Below are 16,785 nucleotides of genomic sequence, written 5' to 3' on the forward strand. Positions count from 1 at the left end.
TCGGCAAATTTCGAGCGGGGCTTTTGTTATTCCCAGTTCCGCGCGCTTAGGCTTGCCCGGCGAGGGCCGCCAAAGGTTCGCGCAGCTGCGCCAGTGCGCGGCCACGGTGCGACACCGCGTTCTTTTCCTCCGGGGACATCTCCGCGGCGGAACGGGATTCGCCCTCGGGCTGGAAGAGGGGATCGTAGCCGAAGCCATTCTCGCCCTGCGGCGCAGTGAGCAAGGAGCCTGGCCACCGGCCCTCCACCACGTGCTCCTGGCCATCCGGGGTCACCAGGGCGCAGACCGACACGAATGCCGCCGCGCGACGCTCCGCGGGCACGTGGGACATCTGCCCCAACAGCAAACGATTATTCGCTTCATCGTCGCCGTGTCCGCCCGACCACCGGGCCGAGAGCACACCAGGCATGCCGTTGAGTTCTTCCACCGCGAGGCCGGAATCATCTGCAATCGTTGCCAAGCCGGTGTGCTGCACCCCGGCGCGCGCCTTAATCAACGCGTTGTCGGCAAAGGTGCGGCCGTCCTCCACGGGCTCCGGGTAAGCCTCCACCGCGGACAGTGGGAGCAGCTCGATGCCCGCGATGCCGGCGTCGGCGAGGATCTTCTCTAGTTCCTTGAGCTTCTTGGCATTATTCGAAGCGACGAGGAGCTTTACCATCCGAGGGCCGCCTTTTGAGCGTCGATAAGCTGGGCGCAACCAGCCTGCGCCACGTCCAACATGTCGTTGAGCTCCGCGCGGCCGAACAAACCGTGCTCGCCGGTGCCCTGAATCTCGACGAAGTCTCCGCCTTCCTGCATCACCACGTTGAGATCGACCTCCGCGCGGGAGTCCTCTTCATAGGGCAGGTCGAGGCACACGTGGCCGTCGATGATGCCGACGGAAACCGCAGCGATGGGATCCAGAAGTGGCTCGCCCGGGACGACGCCTTCCTCCTTGAGGTAGGCAATCGCATCAGCAAGCGCCACATACGCGCCGGTGATCGACGCCGTGCGGGTACCGCCGTCTGCCTGCAGCACGTCGCAATCCAGTTGGATGGTGTTCTCCCCCAGCTCAGACAGGTCCACCGCTGCGCGCAGGCTGCGCCCCACCAGACGGGAAATCTCGTGGGTACGGCCCTTGACCTTGCCCTTCATCGACTCGCGCGGCATGCGCTCGTGGGTTGCAGAGGGCAGCATGGCGTACTCAGCAGTCAGCCAGCCCTCGCCGGAATCCTTCTTAAAACGCGGCACCCCGAATTCCACGGAAGCCGTACACATGACTCGGGTGTTACCGAACTCCACCAGCACCGACCCAGCCGGATTGGTGGTGAAATTACGGGTAATGCGAACGCTACGGAGTTGGTCGAGCGCGCGACCATCAGCACGAGTGAAATCAGTCATGCCCACTACCCTACCGCGCGTGTTAGAACTCGAGCTCCATCCCAGCGGCGCCGACGACGATCTCTCCGTCGAACTCGCGGGCAGCGGCGGCATATGTTGCGGCGACATCGCCCCACGGCTGTAGGTGAACAAGCACGAGCTTCTTTACCCCTGCCTCACGCGCTAGGCGCCCAGCTTCTGCTCCCGACATGTGCATGTCTGGAGCCTTATCCTCCGAAGTCTCGCCCCAAGCAGCCTCACAGAGGAAAGCATCCACGCCTTGGGCAGCCTCAACGAGCGCGGGGGTATAAGCAGAATCCGCCGAATAACACACAGTTGCGCCGGTCTTCGTGTGCTCGACCCGCAGGGCATACGTTTCTACCGGGTGCACGGTACGGAAAGGCGTGATGTAGACATCGTCGACAAGCTGGCGCTCACGGTCCACCCACGGACTAAACGCAAAGGAATCACTCATATCATCCACCCCATCCGGGGCATCCGATGACAACCGGCCCAAGTGGGTTTCAGTCGCCGCCGGGCCGAGGCAAAAATTGCGAGAAGCTGCCGGGGCCGTGGGGTGGAAACGGCGCCAGACCATCAGCGACGGGAAGTCTAGGCAGTGGTCAGCGTGGAGATGCGTTAATGCCACGTGGGCATCGCAAGGATCCTGGAGTTCCTGCAGGCGAGCAAGCGTACCCGGGCCGAGGTCCATGATGATGGACGGAGCCGAGGGGAATGACAGGAGGTAGCCAGAGGCCGGATTACCCACAGTGGGCACCGACCCGGAACAGCCTAGGATGGTCAGCTTCATGCGTTCAATAGTTCCACGAAACAATGGGGGATGCGAGATTTGGCTCGATTGTACATCTTTGCCGGTGCTAAATCTTGGGTCCCAGGAATCGCGTAGCCAAACGCTCGAACGCCGCGTGGTCACCAGTGCACTCAAAACTGCGGGTTGGCACTTGCCCCGCCGGGGCAAGCATGTCCGTCTTGGTGAGGATGCGCAAAACGTCCTTCGTGGTCTCCTCGGCGGAAGACACCAAGGTGACGTTGTCACCGATAGCGAGCTGGATGACGCCTGTGAGCAGCGGGTAGTGCGTGCAGCCGAGGACGAGTGTGTCGACCCCTGCCGATTGCAGCGGAGCGAGGTAGCCTTCCGCCACACCGAGGATCTGGCGCCCAGCGGTAATGCCGCGCTCGACAAAGTTCACAAAGTCCGGGCAAGCAACTGCCTCGCACTCGACGTTCGGGTTGACCGCAAAAAGATCTTGATAAGCACCTGAATTAATGGTGCCCTCCGTGCCGATCACGCCGATCTTGCCGTTGCGGGTGGTGGCAATGGCACGGCGCACGGCCGGGCGAATCACCTCGACGACCGGAATGTCGTAGCGCTCGCGGGCATCGTGGAGGAAGGCTGCGGTGGCGGTGTTGCACGCAATCACCAGCATCTTGCAGCCACGCTCCACGAGTTCATCAGCAATCGCGGTGGACAGCTCACGGACTTGGGCAATGGGCCGTGGACCATAAGGGGCGTGGGCGGTATCGCCGATGTAGACGATGGATTCGTCGGGAAGCTGCTCAATGATTGTGCGCGCTACGGTGAGTCCGCCTACGCCTGAATCAAAAATCCCAATGGGAGAGGTTGCATCAGGCATTAGTTCATCACTCCTCGAGGCGCAGGCTTAACCTTTCTCATCGGGTCATCAGAGGTGATCACCATGCCCGCGACGATGCCGCCAATGGCACCGAAAAGGTGGCCCTGCCAGCTCACTCCCTCATAGATGGGCAGCACGCCCCAGATCAGGCCGGAGTAGGCAAAACCAAGGCCTAAGCCAACGAGGAACTGGCTCAACGAGCGGTTAAAGATACCCCGCACGATAAGGTATGCCAACCAGCCATACACCACGCCCGAGGCTCCAATATGCGAGGTTCCCGGCCCGCCCAGCAGCCACGTGCCAACACCAGCGATGAGTACCACGATGATGGTGACCTCCCACCACGCCTTACGCCCGGATAGGCCAATCAGGAAACAAAACACCGCACCTGGCAGCGAGTTACCGATGAGGTGCTCAAAGTTTGCGTGGAGCAGCGGCGCGGTGAAGATCCCCCAGATACCGTTGAAATCCAACGGGTGAATGCCGTACTGCCCCAGCTCGCTTCCAAAGAACAGGAAGTTGATGATGTGGATGATCCACTCGACGGCCAGGAAGCCCACCGTTAAAGACGCAGCCGTTTTTAAACGTCCGGTCCGGGTGTAGTTCTTCGAGTCCCCCTTGTTGAGTATGGGTTGGTGCCCCGTTCCCGGTCCTGCCGGGCGGGGTTGGAAAGGGTTGGGCTCATGCGATTGCTGCTGGCCAAAGGGTCCACTCGTGGTCATAATGCCTCCAACTTTAGCAAGCGTGAGGCAAGGACTACGTCTCCAATCCCGGCCTGCGCTTCTGCTAGTCCATGATGACGTTGAGCAACGAATCCTGGCAGAAGGCCAGCCATTCCACGAGCGCATCGCGGTCTGCCCCGGGGGTATCCTGCGGCACGTCGCCAGCAGCGATGTAGAGGCGCAGGTCATTGAGGCCGGCGAGGAAAGCATGTGCTTCTTCCTCACTGATAGCCACCTCTACCCCGCCGGTAGGGCCAAGGGCGGTGTTAATCACCTGGAGATTCTCCAGCTTGGCGCGCGCGATGTCATTCTCGTGCAGCGAGCGCAGCAGCGAATTATCACCATCGAACTCCTCATCCCCTGGCTTCTGGAAGTCTGGAAAGAGACGGGCCAGTGACGGATCCTCCGGCGCTTCGGTGTGCCCAGTGGGCATGTCGAGCATGTCCGCCAATTCATCCTTCGGCGCTGACTGCGCGCGGGCGATGATGGCCTCGGAGACCGTCGCGGTGAGATCACCGAGGACTTCACGCTCCATGGGCTCGAATACGGTGGTGTACTTCGCACCACGCATGAAGGACTTTTTCTTCTTCCACGTCTGCATACTCTTATCCTGCCTGCTGCATCGTGGCCCACAGGCCGGCGACCTGTAGTTTCTTCACGTCAGCTTCAACCTTGTCGCGTTCGCCCGAGGACACCGCCGCCTTACCTTCGGTATGGACTTGCATCATCAGCTCGTTAGCTCGCTTCTTGTCATAACCCAAAACGGTCTGGAACACGTAGGAAACGTAGCTCATTAGGTTGACTGGGTCATCCCAGACAATGCACATCCACGGCAGGTTTTCGCTCGTGGCGACGTCGACGTCAATCGCCTCATCCAGCTCCGGGGTGGCCATGGGCGAACTCATCACCACGACTGCGGACGTTTCGTTGTGCGCTTTCATGTCCTCTACACTAGCCAAATTTTTTCATCTCGCGAACAGTTATACTGTCTTCGACCTTTAACCTGATTGTCGTTTGCAGGTGGCATCGATGAATTCTTTCTCCCTTCCCCCAGCCGTTACTGACATTCTCGCGGGACGCCAACCCTCAAGAGAGGACCTTGTGCCTCTCGTGCAGCGCATCCTTACCGTATTGGTCCTCGGTGGCACGCTCGTGACCGCCGTGCTCAGCTTGACCAACCCCTCCGATAACGGCAGCTCACAGGATTCTGAGCCTCCCGCACCGGCGACGTGCGATTACGAGCTTCCCGACGTCCCCGTCCAACGCCAGCTCGCCACCATTCAAGAGGATCTACTCACGGCACTCAACGAGTGGCGCAGGAAGGACGGTCAGGCCCCGCTGGTGCCCGGGATCGATCGCCAGACCGCTGCGCGCGAAAAGGCAGAATGCAACGCAGTAACACACGAGGAAGGGCCATCTGAAGAAAACGTGCAGATGGTCCAGCACCACCTTCCTTTGGACACGGCGAGTGGATATGAGTTTGTCGAAGCCTTCCGAGCTTCCCCCTCCCACGTGGCCGCCTTGCGCGATCCCCGCATGACCACCGCTGCGGTGGGCACGGCTTACAGCGACGGCGAAGTCTACGTTGTCATTCAGCTCGAAGCATAGAACTGCTGATTTTTCGGTACGCGCTGAGTAGCATCTTCGATGTGACTACTACCTCAGACAACGTCCAGGATTCTGGGCTCGGGCCCAGCGATCGTTCTACGGCCCTGCTTACCGATAAGTATGAGCTGACCATGCTGCAGGCTGCGCTGCGCGATGGCTCCGCACACCGCCAGGTGGCCTGCGAAGTGTTTGCCCGCCGCCTCCCCAACGAGCGGCGCTACGGTGTTGTCGCCGGCACCGAGCGTGTCCTTCGCGCAGTCCGAGACTTCCGCTTCACCGCTCAGCAGCTGGCGGAGATGGACTTCCTCGATGCAGAGACCAAGGACTACCTGGCTAATTACCGTTTCTCCGGGCACATCGATGGCTATCGCGAGGGCGAGCTGTACTTCCCCAACTCGCCGCTTCTGACCGTGCGCGGAACCTTTGGCGAATGCCTGATCCTGGAAACCGTAATCCTGTCCATCATGAATTCCGATTCCGCCGTGGCCTCTGCGGCCTCGCGCATGGTGGTGGCTGCGGATGGCCGCCCCATCATCGAGATGGGCTCGCGCCGCACGCACGAGTATGCCGCCGTCACCGCCGCCCGCGCTGCCTACCTAGCCGGTTTCCAGGCCACCTCCAACCTGGAGGCTGGCTACCGTTATGACATCCCGGTCTCCGGTACCGCGGCGCATGCATGGACGCTCGCGCACGTCAACGAAGACGGAACCCCGAACGAGGAGGCGGCCTTCCGCGGGCAGATCGAAACCCTCGGCGTGGGCACCACCCTGTTGGTGGATACCTACGACATCACCAAGGGCGTGGAAACCGCCGTGCGGGTGGCCGGCCCCGAGCTGGGTGGTGTTCGCATCGACTCCGGCGATTTGGCCGCTGTCACTCGCCGCGTGCGTAAGCAGCTCGATGACTTGGGCAACCACAACACGAAGATCGTTGTCTCTTCCGACCTGGACGAGTTCGCCATCGCTGGCCTGCGCGGAGATCCCGTCGACGTCTACGGCGTGGGTACCTCGGTGGTCACCGGCTCTGGCGCCCCAACCGCCAGCATGGTGTACAAGGTCGTCGAGGTTGATAGCCATCCCGTGGCCAAGCGTTCCTCCTCGAAGAAGTCGCAGGGTGGAGCAAAGCGCTCCCTGCGCACCTACCGCTCCTCCGGGGTGGCCGTCGAGGAGCTCGTGCTCCCCTTCTCCGCCGAAGATCCAGACACCGGAACACTGAGCACCCGCGACATGACGGTGCCGCTCATGCGCGACGGGGAGATCCTGGACAATCTGCCCACCCTCCACGAAGCCCGCGAGTACCTAGCCCACGCCATCACCACTCTGCCGTGGGAAGGTTTAGCTCTGACCCGCGACGAACCTGCGGTGCCGACCCGCTTCATCGGGTTCGGCTCATAGGATGCGTGCGGGAGGCAACCGACTAGACTGACTCAAATGCAGGACTCAACGGTTGACCTCCTCGACGCCGCCGTCTCCGCCCTCGGAGGTGCGCGGCGTGCCGGCCAGGTACGCATGGCGGAAGCCGTGACCACCGCGTTGGAAAAAGAGCGCCACCTCGCCGTGCAAGCTGGAACGGGTACGGGTAAATCACTGGCTTACCTCGTCCCTGCCTTTCGCCACGCGCAAGAGACCGGGCACACCGTGATTGTTTCCACGGCCACGCTGGCACTGCAACGCCAGCTGGTGGAACGAGATCTGCCGCGCCTCGCCGAGGCCCTCGAACCGCACCTGGAAAAGAAGCCGACCTTCGCCATCATGAAGGGGCGTTCCAACTACGTCTGCCTCAACAAGGTCTCCCGCGCCGCTGAGCTTGAAGACGAAGACGCCCTGCTTGACCAGGACGCCATCTCCAGCCTCGGGCGCCATGTCCAGCGCGTCTACGAGTGGGCGGAGGACACCGAGACGGGTGACCGCGAGGACCTCGAACCGGGAGTGCCCGATCTAGCCTGGCGGCAGGTCTCCGTCACCTCCAATGAGTGCCTTGGTGCTACCCGCTGCCCGCACGGCGAGGACTGCTTCGCGGAGCTCGCGCGGCGCCGCGCGGCGGACGTCGACATCGTCGTCACCAACCACGCGCTGCTCGCCATCGATGCGGTGGCAGACATCAACATCCTGCCGGAGCACGATGTCGTCATCATCGATGAGGCACACGAGCTAGATGGCCGCATCACCTCGGTCTCTACCGCCGAGATCACCGGGCGCGCCCTCAAAATGGCGGCCAACCGCGCCAAGTCCCTCGGCGCCAATGGCAAAGACCAGCGGCTGAGCGAACAAGCCAATGAGCTGAGCCAACTCCTCGGTGAATTCACGCCGGGCCGCTGGACCGATCTTCCGGAGGAAGCCAAGCAGCAACTCATGAGCCTCGCGGACACGTTAAGCGACTGCCGCGAGACCATCGCCCGCGCCCCCGAGGGCGAACAGGCCCAAGACCCAGAAAAATCTGCCGAGCGCCAAAACCTGGCCAATCACCTCGGCAGCCTCGTCGAAGCCATCGCCCGCATCCTCGACGTCTTCGCCACCGGTGACCCCGCAGCACACGCCGACGTGGTGTGGCTGGAACGCGATGAGCGCACGCTGAACGACACCCTGGCCGTTGCCCCGCTCTCCATCGCCGGCATGTTGCACGAAAAGCTCTTCGGCGAGCAGACCGTGGTGCTCACCTCCGCCACGCTTGCCTTGGGCGGGCGCTTCGACGCCATGGCCGCACAATGGGGCCTGCCCAAAGGTACATGGGACAGTCTCGACGTGGGCTATCCTTTCGACCCCGCGCGCAGCGGCATCCTCTATACCGCAGCGCACCTGCCGCAGCCGGGCCGCGACGGACTCAGCCCGCAGACCCTTAAGGAAATCCGCGAGCTCATCATGGCCGCGGGCGGGCGCACCCTCGGTCTCTTCTCCTCACGCCGGGCCGCACAACAAGCGGCCGAGGAGCTCAAGCCCACGCTCCCCTTCGACATTTACCTTCAAGGCGAGGACTCCATCGGCGCGCTCGTGGATAAATTCACGAAGAACGAGAACTCCTGTCTGTTCGGCACGCTCACTCTCTGGCAGGGTGTCGACGTCCCGGGACCTGCCTGTTCCCTCGTCCTCATCGACCGTATCCCCTTCCCCCGCCCGGATAATCCCCTGATGCAAGCGCGCACCGAGGCCGCGAAAGCGGCTGGGCGCAATGGTTTTATGGAGGTTTCCGCTACGCACGCGGCGCTGCTTATGGCCCAGGGCGCGGGCCGCCTGCTGCGCTCCACTGCGGACCGCGGGGTCGTCGCAGTCCTCGATAGCCGCTTGGAAACCAAGCGCTACGGCTCCTACCTGCGGGCCTCCATGCCGCAGATGTGGCCCACGAGCGACCCGCAGGTCGTGCGCGGCGCTCTCAAGCGCCTGGTTGAGGCCCACTAGGGGCGGCGCAGCGCGCACACCGTGGCTGAGTCTGGGGCGACCTCGGTGAAACCGGCGTCATGCACCACCACCGCTCCCTGACGCGTACAAGCCACGGCGAAGTCCGCATGAGGGATTTCGCGCACGGACAGCACAAAGTCCTGTGCCGCCCAGTCCTCCACTTCCTCGGCGCTCATCGCCGCGGCCAGTAGCATTGAGCCGTGCCCTACTTGTGCTGCGGCCTTTCCCGCGCTCATGGCGAGGGAGGCGTCGACGTAGATCACAGGGACGTCGTCAAGCGCGGGCCCTGGCTCATCCTTCGGCAGGTCGGTGTGGCCGATCTGCAGCTTCGCCACGAGTGGGTCCACGTCCTGCACCGCCGAGGGGAGGAAAACGCGCGCGCGATCATCCACGGTGACGCCGGGCAGGGACTGCACATCGCGCCAGGCCTTGTTGCGTGCGCGGCGCGCCACCTTGCGGATGCGGTGCCCGTACCACTGCCCTAGGGCCTCGGCGAAGGCCCCATCCTGGCCAGCCCTATCATCGAGGCAGAGCTTGACGACGCCTTTAGCTGCCGCCTCGAGCGCCTCGGTGCGCGCGGGCGGATCCTGCTTGGGCAGGTTGAGCGCGATCTGCATCGCCTGAATGGTCTCGGGTTTGTTCGGGTCCTCAGGGTCATCGCGCCAACTGCGCTCGCTACACGCAGCCGCAAGACGGCGATGGGCCTCGCGGAGATTACTCACTGGCAACTTCTTCCATCGGGATACCGAGGATCTGCAGGATCTCATCCATGTATGGGTGGTTGACGGAGGTATCCGCAACCTGGCGCAGCGCTGGCTTGGCGTTGAAGGCGATGCCCAAGCCGGCGGCGGAAATCATGTCGATATCGTTAGCGCCGTCGCCGACGGCAACGGTCTGCAGCATGCTCAGGCCCGAATCCGCGGCGAATTCGCGCAGGAACTTCTCCTTGGCCTTGCGGTCCACCACGTCACCGATGACGCGGCCGGTGAGCTTACCGTCCACGATTTCGAGGGTGTTGGCGCGCACGTAGTCGAGGTCGAGTTCCTGTGCCAGATCTTCGAGGACCTGGATAAAGCCACCAGAGACTACCGCAACGCGGTAGCCCATCCGCTTGAGGGTACGAATGGTGGTCCGCACGCCCGGGGTCAGGCAAATATCGGCGGCGGTTTCTGCGATGACGGACTCCGGCAAACCTTCCAGGGTGGCGACGCGCTCGCGTAGGGATTGCTCGAAGTCCAGCTCGCCGCGCATCGCGCGCTCGGTCACTGCGGCAACCTCGGCTTCCTTGCCGGCGTGGGCGGCCAGCATTTCGATAACCTCACCGGTGATAAGGGTGGAATCGCAGTCAAAGCAGATAAGCCGCTTCGAACGGCGCTGCAGGCCGGAGCGCTCGATGGCGATGTCGACACCTTGCTCGGTAGCTAGGCGGGCCAGCATGGCGCGGACGGGATCGGCAGCACCATCGATCGTGATATACAGCTCCAAGCCATTGAGCGGGTAGGTGGAGAGCCCGCGGATACGGTCGATGTTGACGTTGAGGTTAGCCAGTTCCTTAGCAATGGCCGACATCTGGCTGGCGTTGAGCTGGCGTCCCAGAACCACGACGACGTGCGTGGAGCGCGGCCGTGAGGTTGCCTCCTCTTCCCGAAGATCCACGTTGATGGATTGGGCATAAATGCTCAACGTGTTGCGCAGGCCCTGCTCGAGCGCTTCGAGGCGGGAGGCCTGCACCCGGATATACGCGGAGAGGGAAATACGGCCGGAGAAGATGGCTTGCTCGGCGTCGACGAGCTCGACATTGTGGGAGCTCAGTACGCGGAAGAAGGCCGCCGACACACCGGGCTTATCGGGGCCGGAGGCGGTAACAACGGCGAAGACTTGTTCACTTTGATTATCCACGGGGCTTATTATCTCACACCGCGTTGGTGACCTTTTCACCTACGGCAAACGCCGCCTCCCCATCGCAGTGATGGGGAGGCGGCGTTTTCAGGAGTACTCAGCTAGTGAGTGCTTAGTGGCCGACGTGTGCTTCCTCGCGAATGCGCTTAACCATGTGCGGGTAGTGCAGCTCGAAGGCCGGGCGCTCGGAACGAATGCGCGGCAGCGACACGAAGTTGTGGCGCGGCGGCGGGCAGGAGGTGGCCCACTCGAGGGAGTTGCCATAGCCCCACGGATCGTCCACGGTGACGATCTCACCGTAGCGCCAGGACTTGAAGACGTTCCAAATCAGCGGGATAACCGAGGCGCCGAGGACGAAGGAGAAGATGGTGGAAATCTGGTTGAAGACCGTGAAGCCATCAGACTCCAGGTAGTCGGCGTAACGACGCGGCATACCCATGTTGCCCACCCAGTGCTGGATAAGGAAGGTGCCGTGGAAGCCGATGAAGGTCAGCCAGAAGTGAATCTTGCCCAGGCGCTCATCGAGCATGCGGCCGGTCATCTTCGGGAACCAGAAGTACAGGCCAGCGAAGGCGGAGAACACCACGGTGCCGAAGAGGGTGTAGTGGAAGTGAGCAATCAAGAAGTAGGACTCAGCAAGGTGGAAGTCCAGTGCCGGGGAGGCCAGCATAATACCGGTCATGCCGCCGAAGAGGAAGGTTGCCAGGAAGCCCATGGCGAAGATCATCGGGGTATCCCAGGTGATGTGGCCCTTCCACATGGTGCCGACCCAGTTGAAGAACTTCACGCCGGTCGGAACCGCAATGAGGAAGGTCATGAAGGAGAAGAACGGCAGCAGAATAGCACCGGTCACGAACATGTGGTGAGCCCACACGGCCATGGACAGCGCACCGATTGCCAGCAGGGCGAAGACCAGACCGATGTAGCCGAAGACCGGCTTGCGAGCGAAGACCGGGACAACCTCAGAGATGATGCCGAAGAACGGGAGTGCCAGGACGTAGACCTCCGGGTGGCCGAAGAACCAGAAGAGGTGCTGCCACAGGATGCCGCCGCCGTTGGCGGAGTCGAAGATGTGGCCGCCCAGCTTGCGGTCATAAAGAACACCCAGCGCCGCAGCGGTCAGCAGCGGGAAGATCATCAGAACGATGACAGATGCGGTAAACACTGCCCAGGTGAAGACCGGCAGACGGAACATGGTCATGCCCGGTGCACGCAGGGTGAGGACCGTGGTGATCATGTTGATGGCGGAAGCAATGGTACCGACACCGGTAGCGCCCACGCCGACGATCCACATGTCGGCGCCGATACCCGGGGTGTGAACCGAGTCAGACAGCGGGACGTACATGGTCCAGCCGAAGTCAGCAGCGCCGCCCGGGGTCAAGAAGCCCGCGAGCATCACGACGCCGCCGGTCAGGGTAATCCAGAAACCGAAAGCGTTCAGACGCGGGAAGGCCACATCCGGTGCGCCAATCTGCAGGGGCAGAACATAGTTACCGAATGCCCACACCACTGGTGTTGCAAACAGCAGCAGCATGACGGTGCCGTGCATGGTGAAGAGCTGGTTGAACTGCTCGTTGGACAGGAACTGCAATCCTGGGGTGAAAAGCTCAGCGCGAAGCAGCAGAGCCATGAAGCCACCGAGGAAGAAGAAGCTGAAGGCCATGATCATGTACATGATGCCCAGCTGCTTGTGGTCGGTGGTGGTTAGCAACATCCACGCCTTGGAACCGGTCTTTGCGTTACCAGTCGGCTCCGGACGTGTAGGCGCGACGTAATCGTCGAGCCGTGGCGCCACAGCGGTCATAAAATCCTCCTGAAGAACAAGCGTCTAACCACATCGGTATCACGCGTTTTATCGCGCCACACGCCCAGTGATTAAACACCTAGGTTTACTCGCCTTATATTAGGGCACCTCAGGGCCAAATTTCCAGCGCTCTGATATTCCCCATAGCCCTTGTTAGCCCCGTTTTATCCGGATAACCCCTTGTACGTGGCAGACCTGCCACGCCATGCCCCACCAGGCGGTGATCTAGAACACAGATGGTCGGGTGTGTCGGCCCCTAAAACCCGAAAACGCACCCCCTGAAAGAATCAAACTTTCGGTTGATCGTTCTAGGAGGTGCGGCGTGGCAGTGGATGCTACTTAGAAGTCCCAGTCCTCGTCGGTGGTTTCCTCCGCCTTGCCAATCACGTAGGAGGAACCGGAGCCAGAGAAAAAGTCATGGTTCTCATCCGCGTTCGGAGACAAGGAGGACAGGATGGCCGGGGACACGCGGGTTTCATCAGCCGGGAAAAGCCCCTCGAAGCCTAGGTTATTGAGCGCCTTGTTGGCGTTGTAGCGAAGGAAGCGCTTTACATCCTCGGTCCAGCCCAACTCATCGTAGAGATCCTCGGTGTAATCGATCTCGTTCTCGTAGAGTTCATAGAGCAGGTCGAAGGCGTAGCCCTTCATCTCTTCCTGCTCCGACTCCGAGAGCTTCTTGTAGCCCTGCTGGAACTTGTAGCCGATGTAATAGCCGTGGACGGCCTCATCGCGGATGATGAGGCGGATGATATCGGCCGTGTTCGTCAGCTTTGCGCGCGACGAGAAGTACATCGGCAGGAAGAAGCCTGAGTAGAAGAGGAAGGATTCCAGCAAGGTGGACGCAACCTTCTTCTTCAGCGGGTCATCGCCCTGATAGTAGGACATAACGATTTTTGCCTTGCGCTGGAGGTTTTCATTCTCCTCGGACCAGCGGAAGGCGTCGTTGATCATAGGAGTCGACGCCAACGTCATGAAGATATTGGAGTAGGACTTCGCGTGAACGGACTCCATGAAGGCGATGTTGGTATAGACCGCCTCTTCGTGGAGAGTGGTGGCGTCGGGAAGCAGCGATACCGCACCGACGGTGCCCTGGATGGTATCGAGCAGAGTGAGACCAGCGAAGACACGCATGGTGGTCTCCTGCTCCTTCTCAGTCAGAGTTTTCCAGCTCTGGATATCGTTAGACACCGGCACCTTTTCCGGAAGCCAGAAGTTACCGGTGAGGCGATCCCACACCTCGAGATCCTTCTCATCTGGAATCGTGTTCCAGTTAATCGCCTTCACCGGAGCCTCGTGGCTAGCGATGTAATCGTCGTACTCGTGAGACACGCACGTCACCTCGTCTTACTAGTTATTGTGAGTCTGGTGCCATGGTACCCGGTAAAACTAGGGGCCAAAATTCCTGCGTGTTTTATACTTAAGCCCTGTTCACACGCCCCCGAATGTCGATGGAGGTACCGGCTCCCCGTGACTGAGCCCTCCGCTCCCCTACTCAGCACCGTTCTAGACACCATGGGCGCCGACATCGTCAGCGGCACCCTTGCCGCCGGTGAGCGTTTTACACTCACCGATCTCTGCGCGCGTTTCGGAGTTTCCCGAACCGTAGCCCGCGAGGCAATGCGCGCACTAGAGCACTTAGGCATGGTCTCTTCTTCACGCCGCGTAGGTATCACGGTGCTCCCCATCAGCGAGTGGGCGGTCTATGATCCCGCCATCATTTCGTGGCGCCTGAGCTCAGAGAAATCCCGCGACAGGCAGCGCTCCTCACTCAACGAACTGCGCCTTGCCATCGAGCCCGTCGCCGCCGGCCTCGCTGCGCTGCATGCGTCCCAAGAAGATAAGGAAGAGATCTTAGAGCTGGCCCAACGCCTCCAAGACACGCCAACGCGGCGCGTCGGTGAGCACCTCGCTACCGACCTGCGTTTTCATGCCATGGTTCTCCACGCCTCGGGCAATGAGATGTTTTCAGCTCTCAGCCCCTATCTGCTGTCCATGGTGCGCGGCCGTTCCCTCTTTGGCTCCCGCAAACGCAACCCCACGGCCGGCACCGAACAGCGCCACCTGGATCTAGCGGAGGCAATCCACCGCGGCGACTCCCCCGAGGCAGAAAAAATCGCACGCGCCATCCTAATTGAGGCGCGTGCGAACAAGGACTAACAAGAACTAGAGCATGCAGGAAACGCAGCCCTCAACCTCGGTTCCCTCCAGAGCCATCTGGCGCAGGCGAATGTAGTAGAGGGTCTTAATACCCTTGCGCCATGCGTAGATCTGGGCGCGGTTGATATCGCGGGTAGTGGCGGTGTCCTTGAAGAACAGCGTCAGCGACAGGCCTTGGTCAACGTACTTCGTAGCCTCGGCGTAGGTGTCGATGATCTTCTCGTAGCCGATCTCATAGGAGTCCTTGAAGTACTCCAGGTTGTCGTTGTCCATGTGCGGCGCCGGATAGTAGACGCGGCCAATCTTGCCTTCCTTGCGGATTTCAATCTTGGAGGCGATCGGGTGAATCGAGGACGTCGAGTTGTTGATGTACGAAATCGATCCGGTCGGCGGCACCGCCTGCAGGTTGCGGTTGTAGATGCCGTGCTTGGCGACGTCCGCCTTCAGCGCAGCCCACTCCTCCGCCGACGGGGTGTGAATCGAGGACTTAGCGAAGAGCTCCTTGACCTTTTCCGTGCGCGGAGCAAAGTCCGCCGGATCATAACGGTCGAAAAACTCACCGCTGGCATAGTCAGACTCGGGGAACTCGGTGAAGTACTCGCCACGCTCGCGGGCAAGCTTGTTGGATGCGCGCAGCGCTGCGTACATGATGGCGGCAAAGTAGGCGTTGGTGAAGTCCAAGCCTTCCTCGGAGCCGTATTCAATGTGCTCGCGGCCAAGGTAGCCGTGCAGGTTCATCTGCCCCAGGCCAATCGCGTGGGAATCATCGTTGCCCTTGCGCACGGAGGGAACGGAGTCGATGGAGGTCTTGTCCGCCACAGCCGTCAAGCCACGGATAGCGGTTTCCACTGTCAAGGCGAAGTCCGGGGAATCCATGGTAGCCGCGATATTGAGGGAGCCAAGGTTGCAGGAAATATCGCTGCCCAAAGTCTTGTAGGTGAGGTCGTCGTTAAGCTCTGACGGGGCGTTCACCTGCAGAATCTCGGAGCACAGGTTCGACATGTTGATGCGCCCAGTCTTGACCGGGTTGGCGCGGTTCACGGTGTCCTCGAACATGATGTAGGGGTAACCGGACTCGAACTGCAGCTCCGCGACGGTCTGGAAGAAGTGGCGAGCGTTGATCTTCTTCTTGCGGATACGCGGATCCTCGACCATCTCTTCGTAGTGCTCGGTGATGGAAATATCGCCGAAGGCCTTGCCGTAGACGCGCTCGACATCGTACGGGCTGAACAGGTACATGTCATCGTTACGCTTTGCCAGCTCGAAGGTGATGTCGGGGATTACGATGCCAAGCGAAAGGGTCTTGATACGGATCTTCTCGTCCGCATTCTCACGCTTGGTGTCAAGGAAGCTCATGATGTCCGGGTGGTGCGCGTTGAGGTACACCGCACCAGCGCCCTGGCGAGCGCCCAGCTGGTTGGCATAGGAGAAGGAATCCTCCAGCAGCTTCATCACGGGGATGACGCCGGAAGACTGGTTCTCGATGTGCTTGATGGGCGCACCGGATTCGCGGATGTTGGACAGCAACAGGGCAACGCCGCCGCCGCGCTTGGACAGTTGCAGGGCGGAGTTAATAGAGCGCCCAATCGACTCCATGTTGTCCTCGATGCGCAACAGGAAGCAGGACACCAGCTCGCCACGCTGAGCCTTGCCGGCGTTGAGGAAGGTCGGGGTAGCCGGCTGGAAGCGGCCGGTCATGATTTCATCCACGAGGTGCTCAGCCACCTCCGTGTCACCATCAGCCAAGAAGAGTGCGGTCATGGACACGCGGTCTTCGAAGCGCTCGAGGTAGCGGCGGCCGTCGAAGGTCTTCAGGGTGTACGACGTGTAGTACTTGTAGGCGCCAAGGAAGGTCTTAAAACGGAACTTAAAGGCATAGGCGCGCTTGAACAGGGACTTGATGAAATCGAAGTCGTACTGCTCGATCAGCTCCGGCTCGTAGTACTTGTTTTCCACCAGGTAGCGCATCTTCTCTTCCAAGTCGTGGAAGTAGACAGTGTTCTGGTTGACGTGCTGGAGGAAGAATTGGTTCGCGGCCTCGCGGTCCTTGTCGAACTGAATCTTGCCGTTCTCGTCATACAAGTTCAGCAGCGCGTTAAGTGCATGATAATCCAGTTGCTCGGCCGGCTTCACAGGTTCGGCGACGGTCTTACCCAGTTGCGTGGTCACGACGTTCACGGGCCTTTCTT

General features: G+C 61.1%; 16 protein-coding genes. 4 read left to right on the top strand and 12 right to left on the bottom strand.

Annotation, left to right across the window (positions count from 1 at the left end; translation table 11 throughout):
- Positions 1-46 precede the first annotated feature (46 nt).
- From rdgB to clpS, 7 genes are all read right to left on the bottom strand, one after another.
- Positions 47-658: an RdgB/HAM1 family non-canonical purine NTP pyrophosphatase gene (rdgB, locus tag QP999_RS09870; RefSeq protein ID WP_070516103.1), complete on the bottom strand. Its 612-nt coding sequence runs from the start codon at positions 656-658 to the stop codon at positions 47-49.
- On the bottom strand, positions 652-1,380 hold the full coding sequence (gene rph / locus QP999_RS09875; RefSeq protein ID WP_010191250.1) for a ribonuclease PH: 729 nt from the start codon (positions 1,378-1,380) through the stop codon (positions 652-654). The genes rdgB and rph overlap by 7 nt, the downstream gene beginning before the upstream one ends.
- 22 nt (positions 1,381-1,402) lie before the next feature.
- Entirely contained in the window at positions 1,403-2,170 is a 768-nt protein-coding gene (locus QP999_RS09880) for an MBL fold metallo-hydrolase (protein ID WP_070561735.1), read from the bottom strand.
- Positions 2,171-2,237: 67 nt separating this feature from the next.
- A complete protein-coding gene (gene murI, locus QP999_RS09885; RefSeq protein ID WP_070561737.1) occupies positions 2,238-3,014 on the bottom strand; it encodes a glutamate racemase in 777 nt (258 codons plus the stop codon).
- A complete protein-coding gene (locus QP999_RS09890) occupies positions 3,014-3,736 on the bottom strand; it encodes a rhomboid family intramembrane serine protease (protein ID WP_070522400.1) in 723 nt (240 codons plus the stop codon). Before QP999_RS09890 ends, murI begins: the two co-directional genes overlap by 1 nt.
- A 64-nt stretch (positions 3,737-3,800) precedes the next feature.
- Positions 3,801-4,337 carry a DUF2017 domain-containing protein gene (locus tag QP999_RS09895; protein ID WP_070522403.1) on the bottom strand — a complete coding sequence of 179 codons (537 nt, stop codon included), beginning with the start codon at positions 4,335-4,337 and terminating at the stop codon, positions 3,801-3,803.
- A gap of 4 nt (positions 4,338-4,341) precedes the next feature.
- Positions 4,342-4,677, bottom strand: a complete 336-nt coding sequence (gene clpS, locus QP999_RS09900) for an ATP-dependent Clp protease adapter ClpS (RefSeq protein WP_070522406.1) — start codon at positions 4,675-4,677, stop codon at positions 4,342-4,344.
- A gap of 88 nt (positions 4,678-4,765) precedes the next feature.
- On the opposite strand from clpS, the gene QP999_RS09905 reads away from it, so the two are divergent.
- From QP999_RS09905 to QP999_RS09915, 3 genes are read left to right on the top strand one after another with little or no spacing between them, the layout of a single operon-like run.
- On the top strand, positions 4,766-5,344 hold the full coding sequence (locus QP999_RS09905) for a CAP domain-containing protein (RefSeq protein ID WP_070561741.1): 579 nt from the start codon (positions 4,766-4,768) through the stop codon (positions 5,342-5,344).
- 41 nt (positions 5,345-5,385) lie between these two features.
- Positions 5,386-6,738 carry a nicotinate phosphoribosyltransferase gene (locus QP999_RS09910; protein WP_070561743.1) on the top strand — a complete coding sequence of 451 codons (1,353 nt, stop codon included), beginning with the start codon at positions 5,386-5,388 and terminating at the stop codon, positions 6,736-6,738.
- A gap of 36 nt (positions 6,739-6,774) precedes the next feature.
- Positions 6,775-8,736, top strand: a complete 1,962-nt coding sequence (locus QP999_RS09915; RefSeq protein ID WP_070561745.1) for an ATP-dependent DNA helicase — start codon at positions 6,775-6,777, stop codon at positions 8,734-8,736.
- Here the strand turns inward: QP999_RS09915 and QP999_RS09920 are convergent.
- From QP999_RS09920 to nrdF, 4 genes are all read right to left on the bottom strand, one after another.
- Positions 8,733-9,458, bottom strand: a complete 726-nt coding sequence (locus QP999_RS09920; RefSeq protein WP_070561747.1) for a peptidyl-tRNA hydrolase — start codon at positions 9,456-9,458, stop codon at positions 8,733-8,735. The genes QP999_RS09915 and QP999_RS09920 overlap by 4 nt on opposite strands.
- Complete coding sequence (gene serB, locus QP999_RS09925; protein WP_070561778.1) at positions 9,451-10,644, bottom strand: phosphoserine phosphatase SerB; 1,194 nt, start codon at positions 10,642-10,644, stop codon at positions 9,451-9,453. Before serB ends, QP999_RS09920 begins: the two co-directional genes overlap by 8 nt.
- Positions 10,645-10,747: 103 nt before the next feature.
- Complete coding sequence (ctaD, locus tag QP999_RS09930; protein ID WP_284848221.1) at positions 10,748-12,439, bottom strand: aa3-type cytochrome oxidase subunit I; 1,692 nt, start codon at positions 12,437-12,439, stop codon at positions 10,748-10,750.
- Positions 12,440-12,778: 339 nt separating this feature from the next.
- Complete coding sequence (gene nrdF / locus QP999_RS09935) at positions 12,779-13,768, bottom strand: class 1b ribonucleoside-diphosphate reductase subunit beta (RefSeq protein WP_070522424.1); 990 nt, start codon at positions 13,766-13,768, stop codon at positions 12,779-12,781.
- 183 nt (positions 13,769-13,951) lie between these two features.
- Between nrdF and QP999_RS09940 the strand changes: the two genes are divergently transcribed.
- Entirely contained in the window at positions 13,952-14,596 is a 645-nt protein-coding gene (locus QP999_RS09940) for a FadR/GntR family transcriptional regulator (protein WP_154762484.1), read from the top strand.
- Between the two features lie 6 nt (positions 14,597-14,602).
- Here QP999_RS09940 and nrdE read toward each other — a convergent pair whose 3' ends face one another.
- Positions 14,603-16,765: a class 1b ribonucleoside-diphosphate reductase subunit alpha gene (nrdE, locus tag QP999_RS09945; protein WP_144015063.1), complete on the bottom strand. Its 2,163-nt coding sequence runs from the start codon at positions 16,763-16,765 to the stop codon at positions 14,603-14,605.
- Positions 16,766-16,785 lie beyond the last annotated feature (20 nt).

Source organism: Corynebacterium sp. MSK004 (genome assembly GCF_030232515.1).
Lineage (GTDB): Bacteria > Actinomycetota > Actinomycetes > Mycobacteriales > Mycobacteriaceae > Corynebacterium > Corynebacterium hesseae.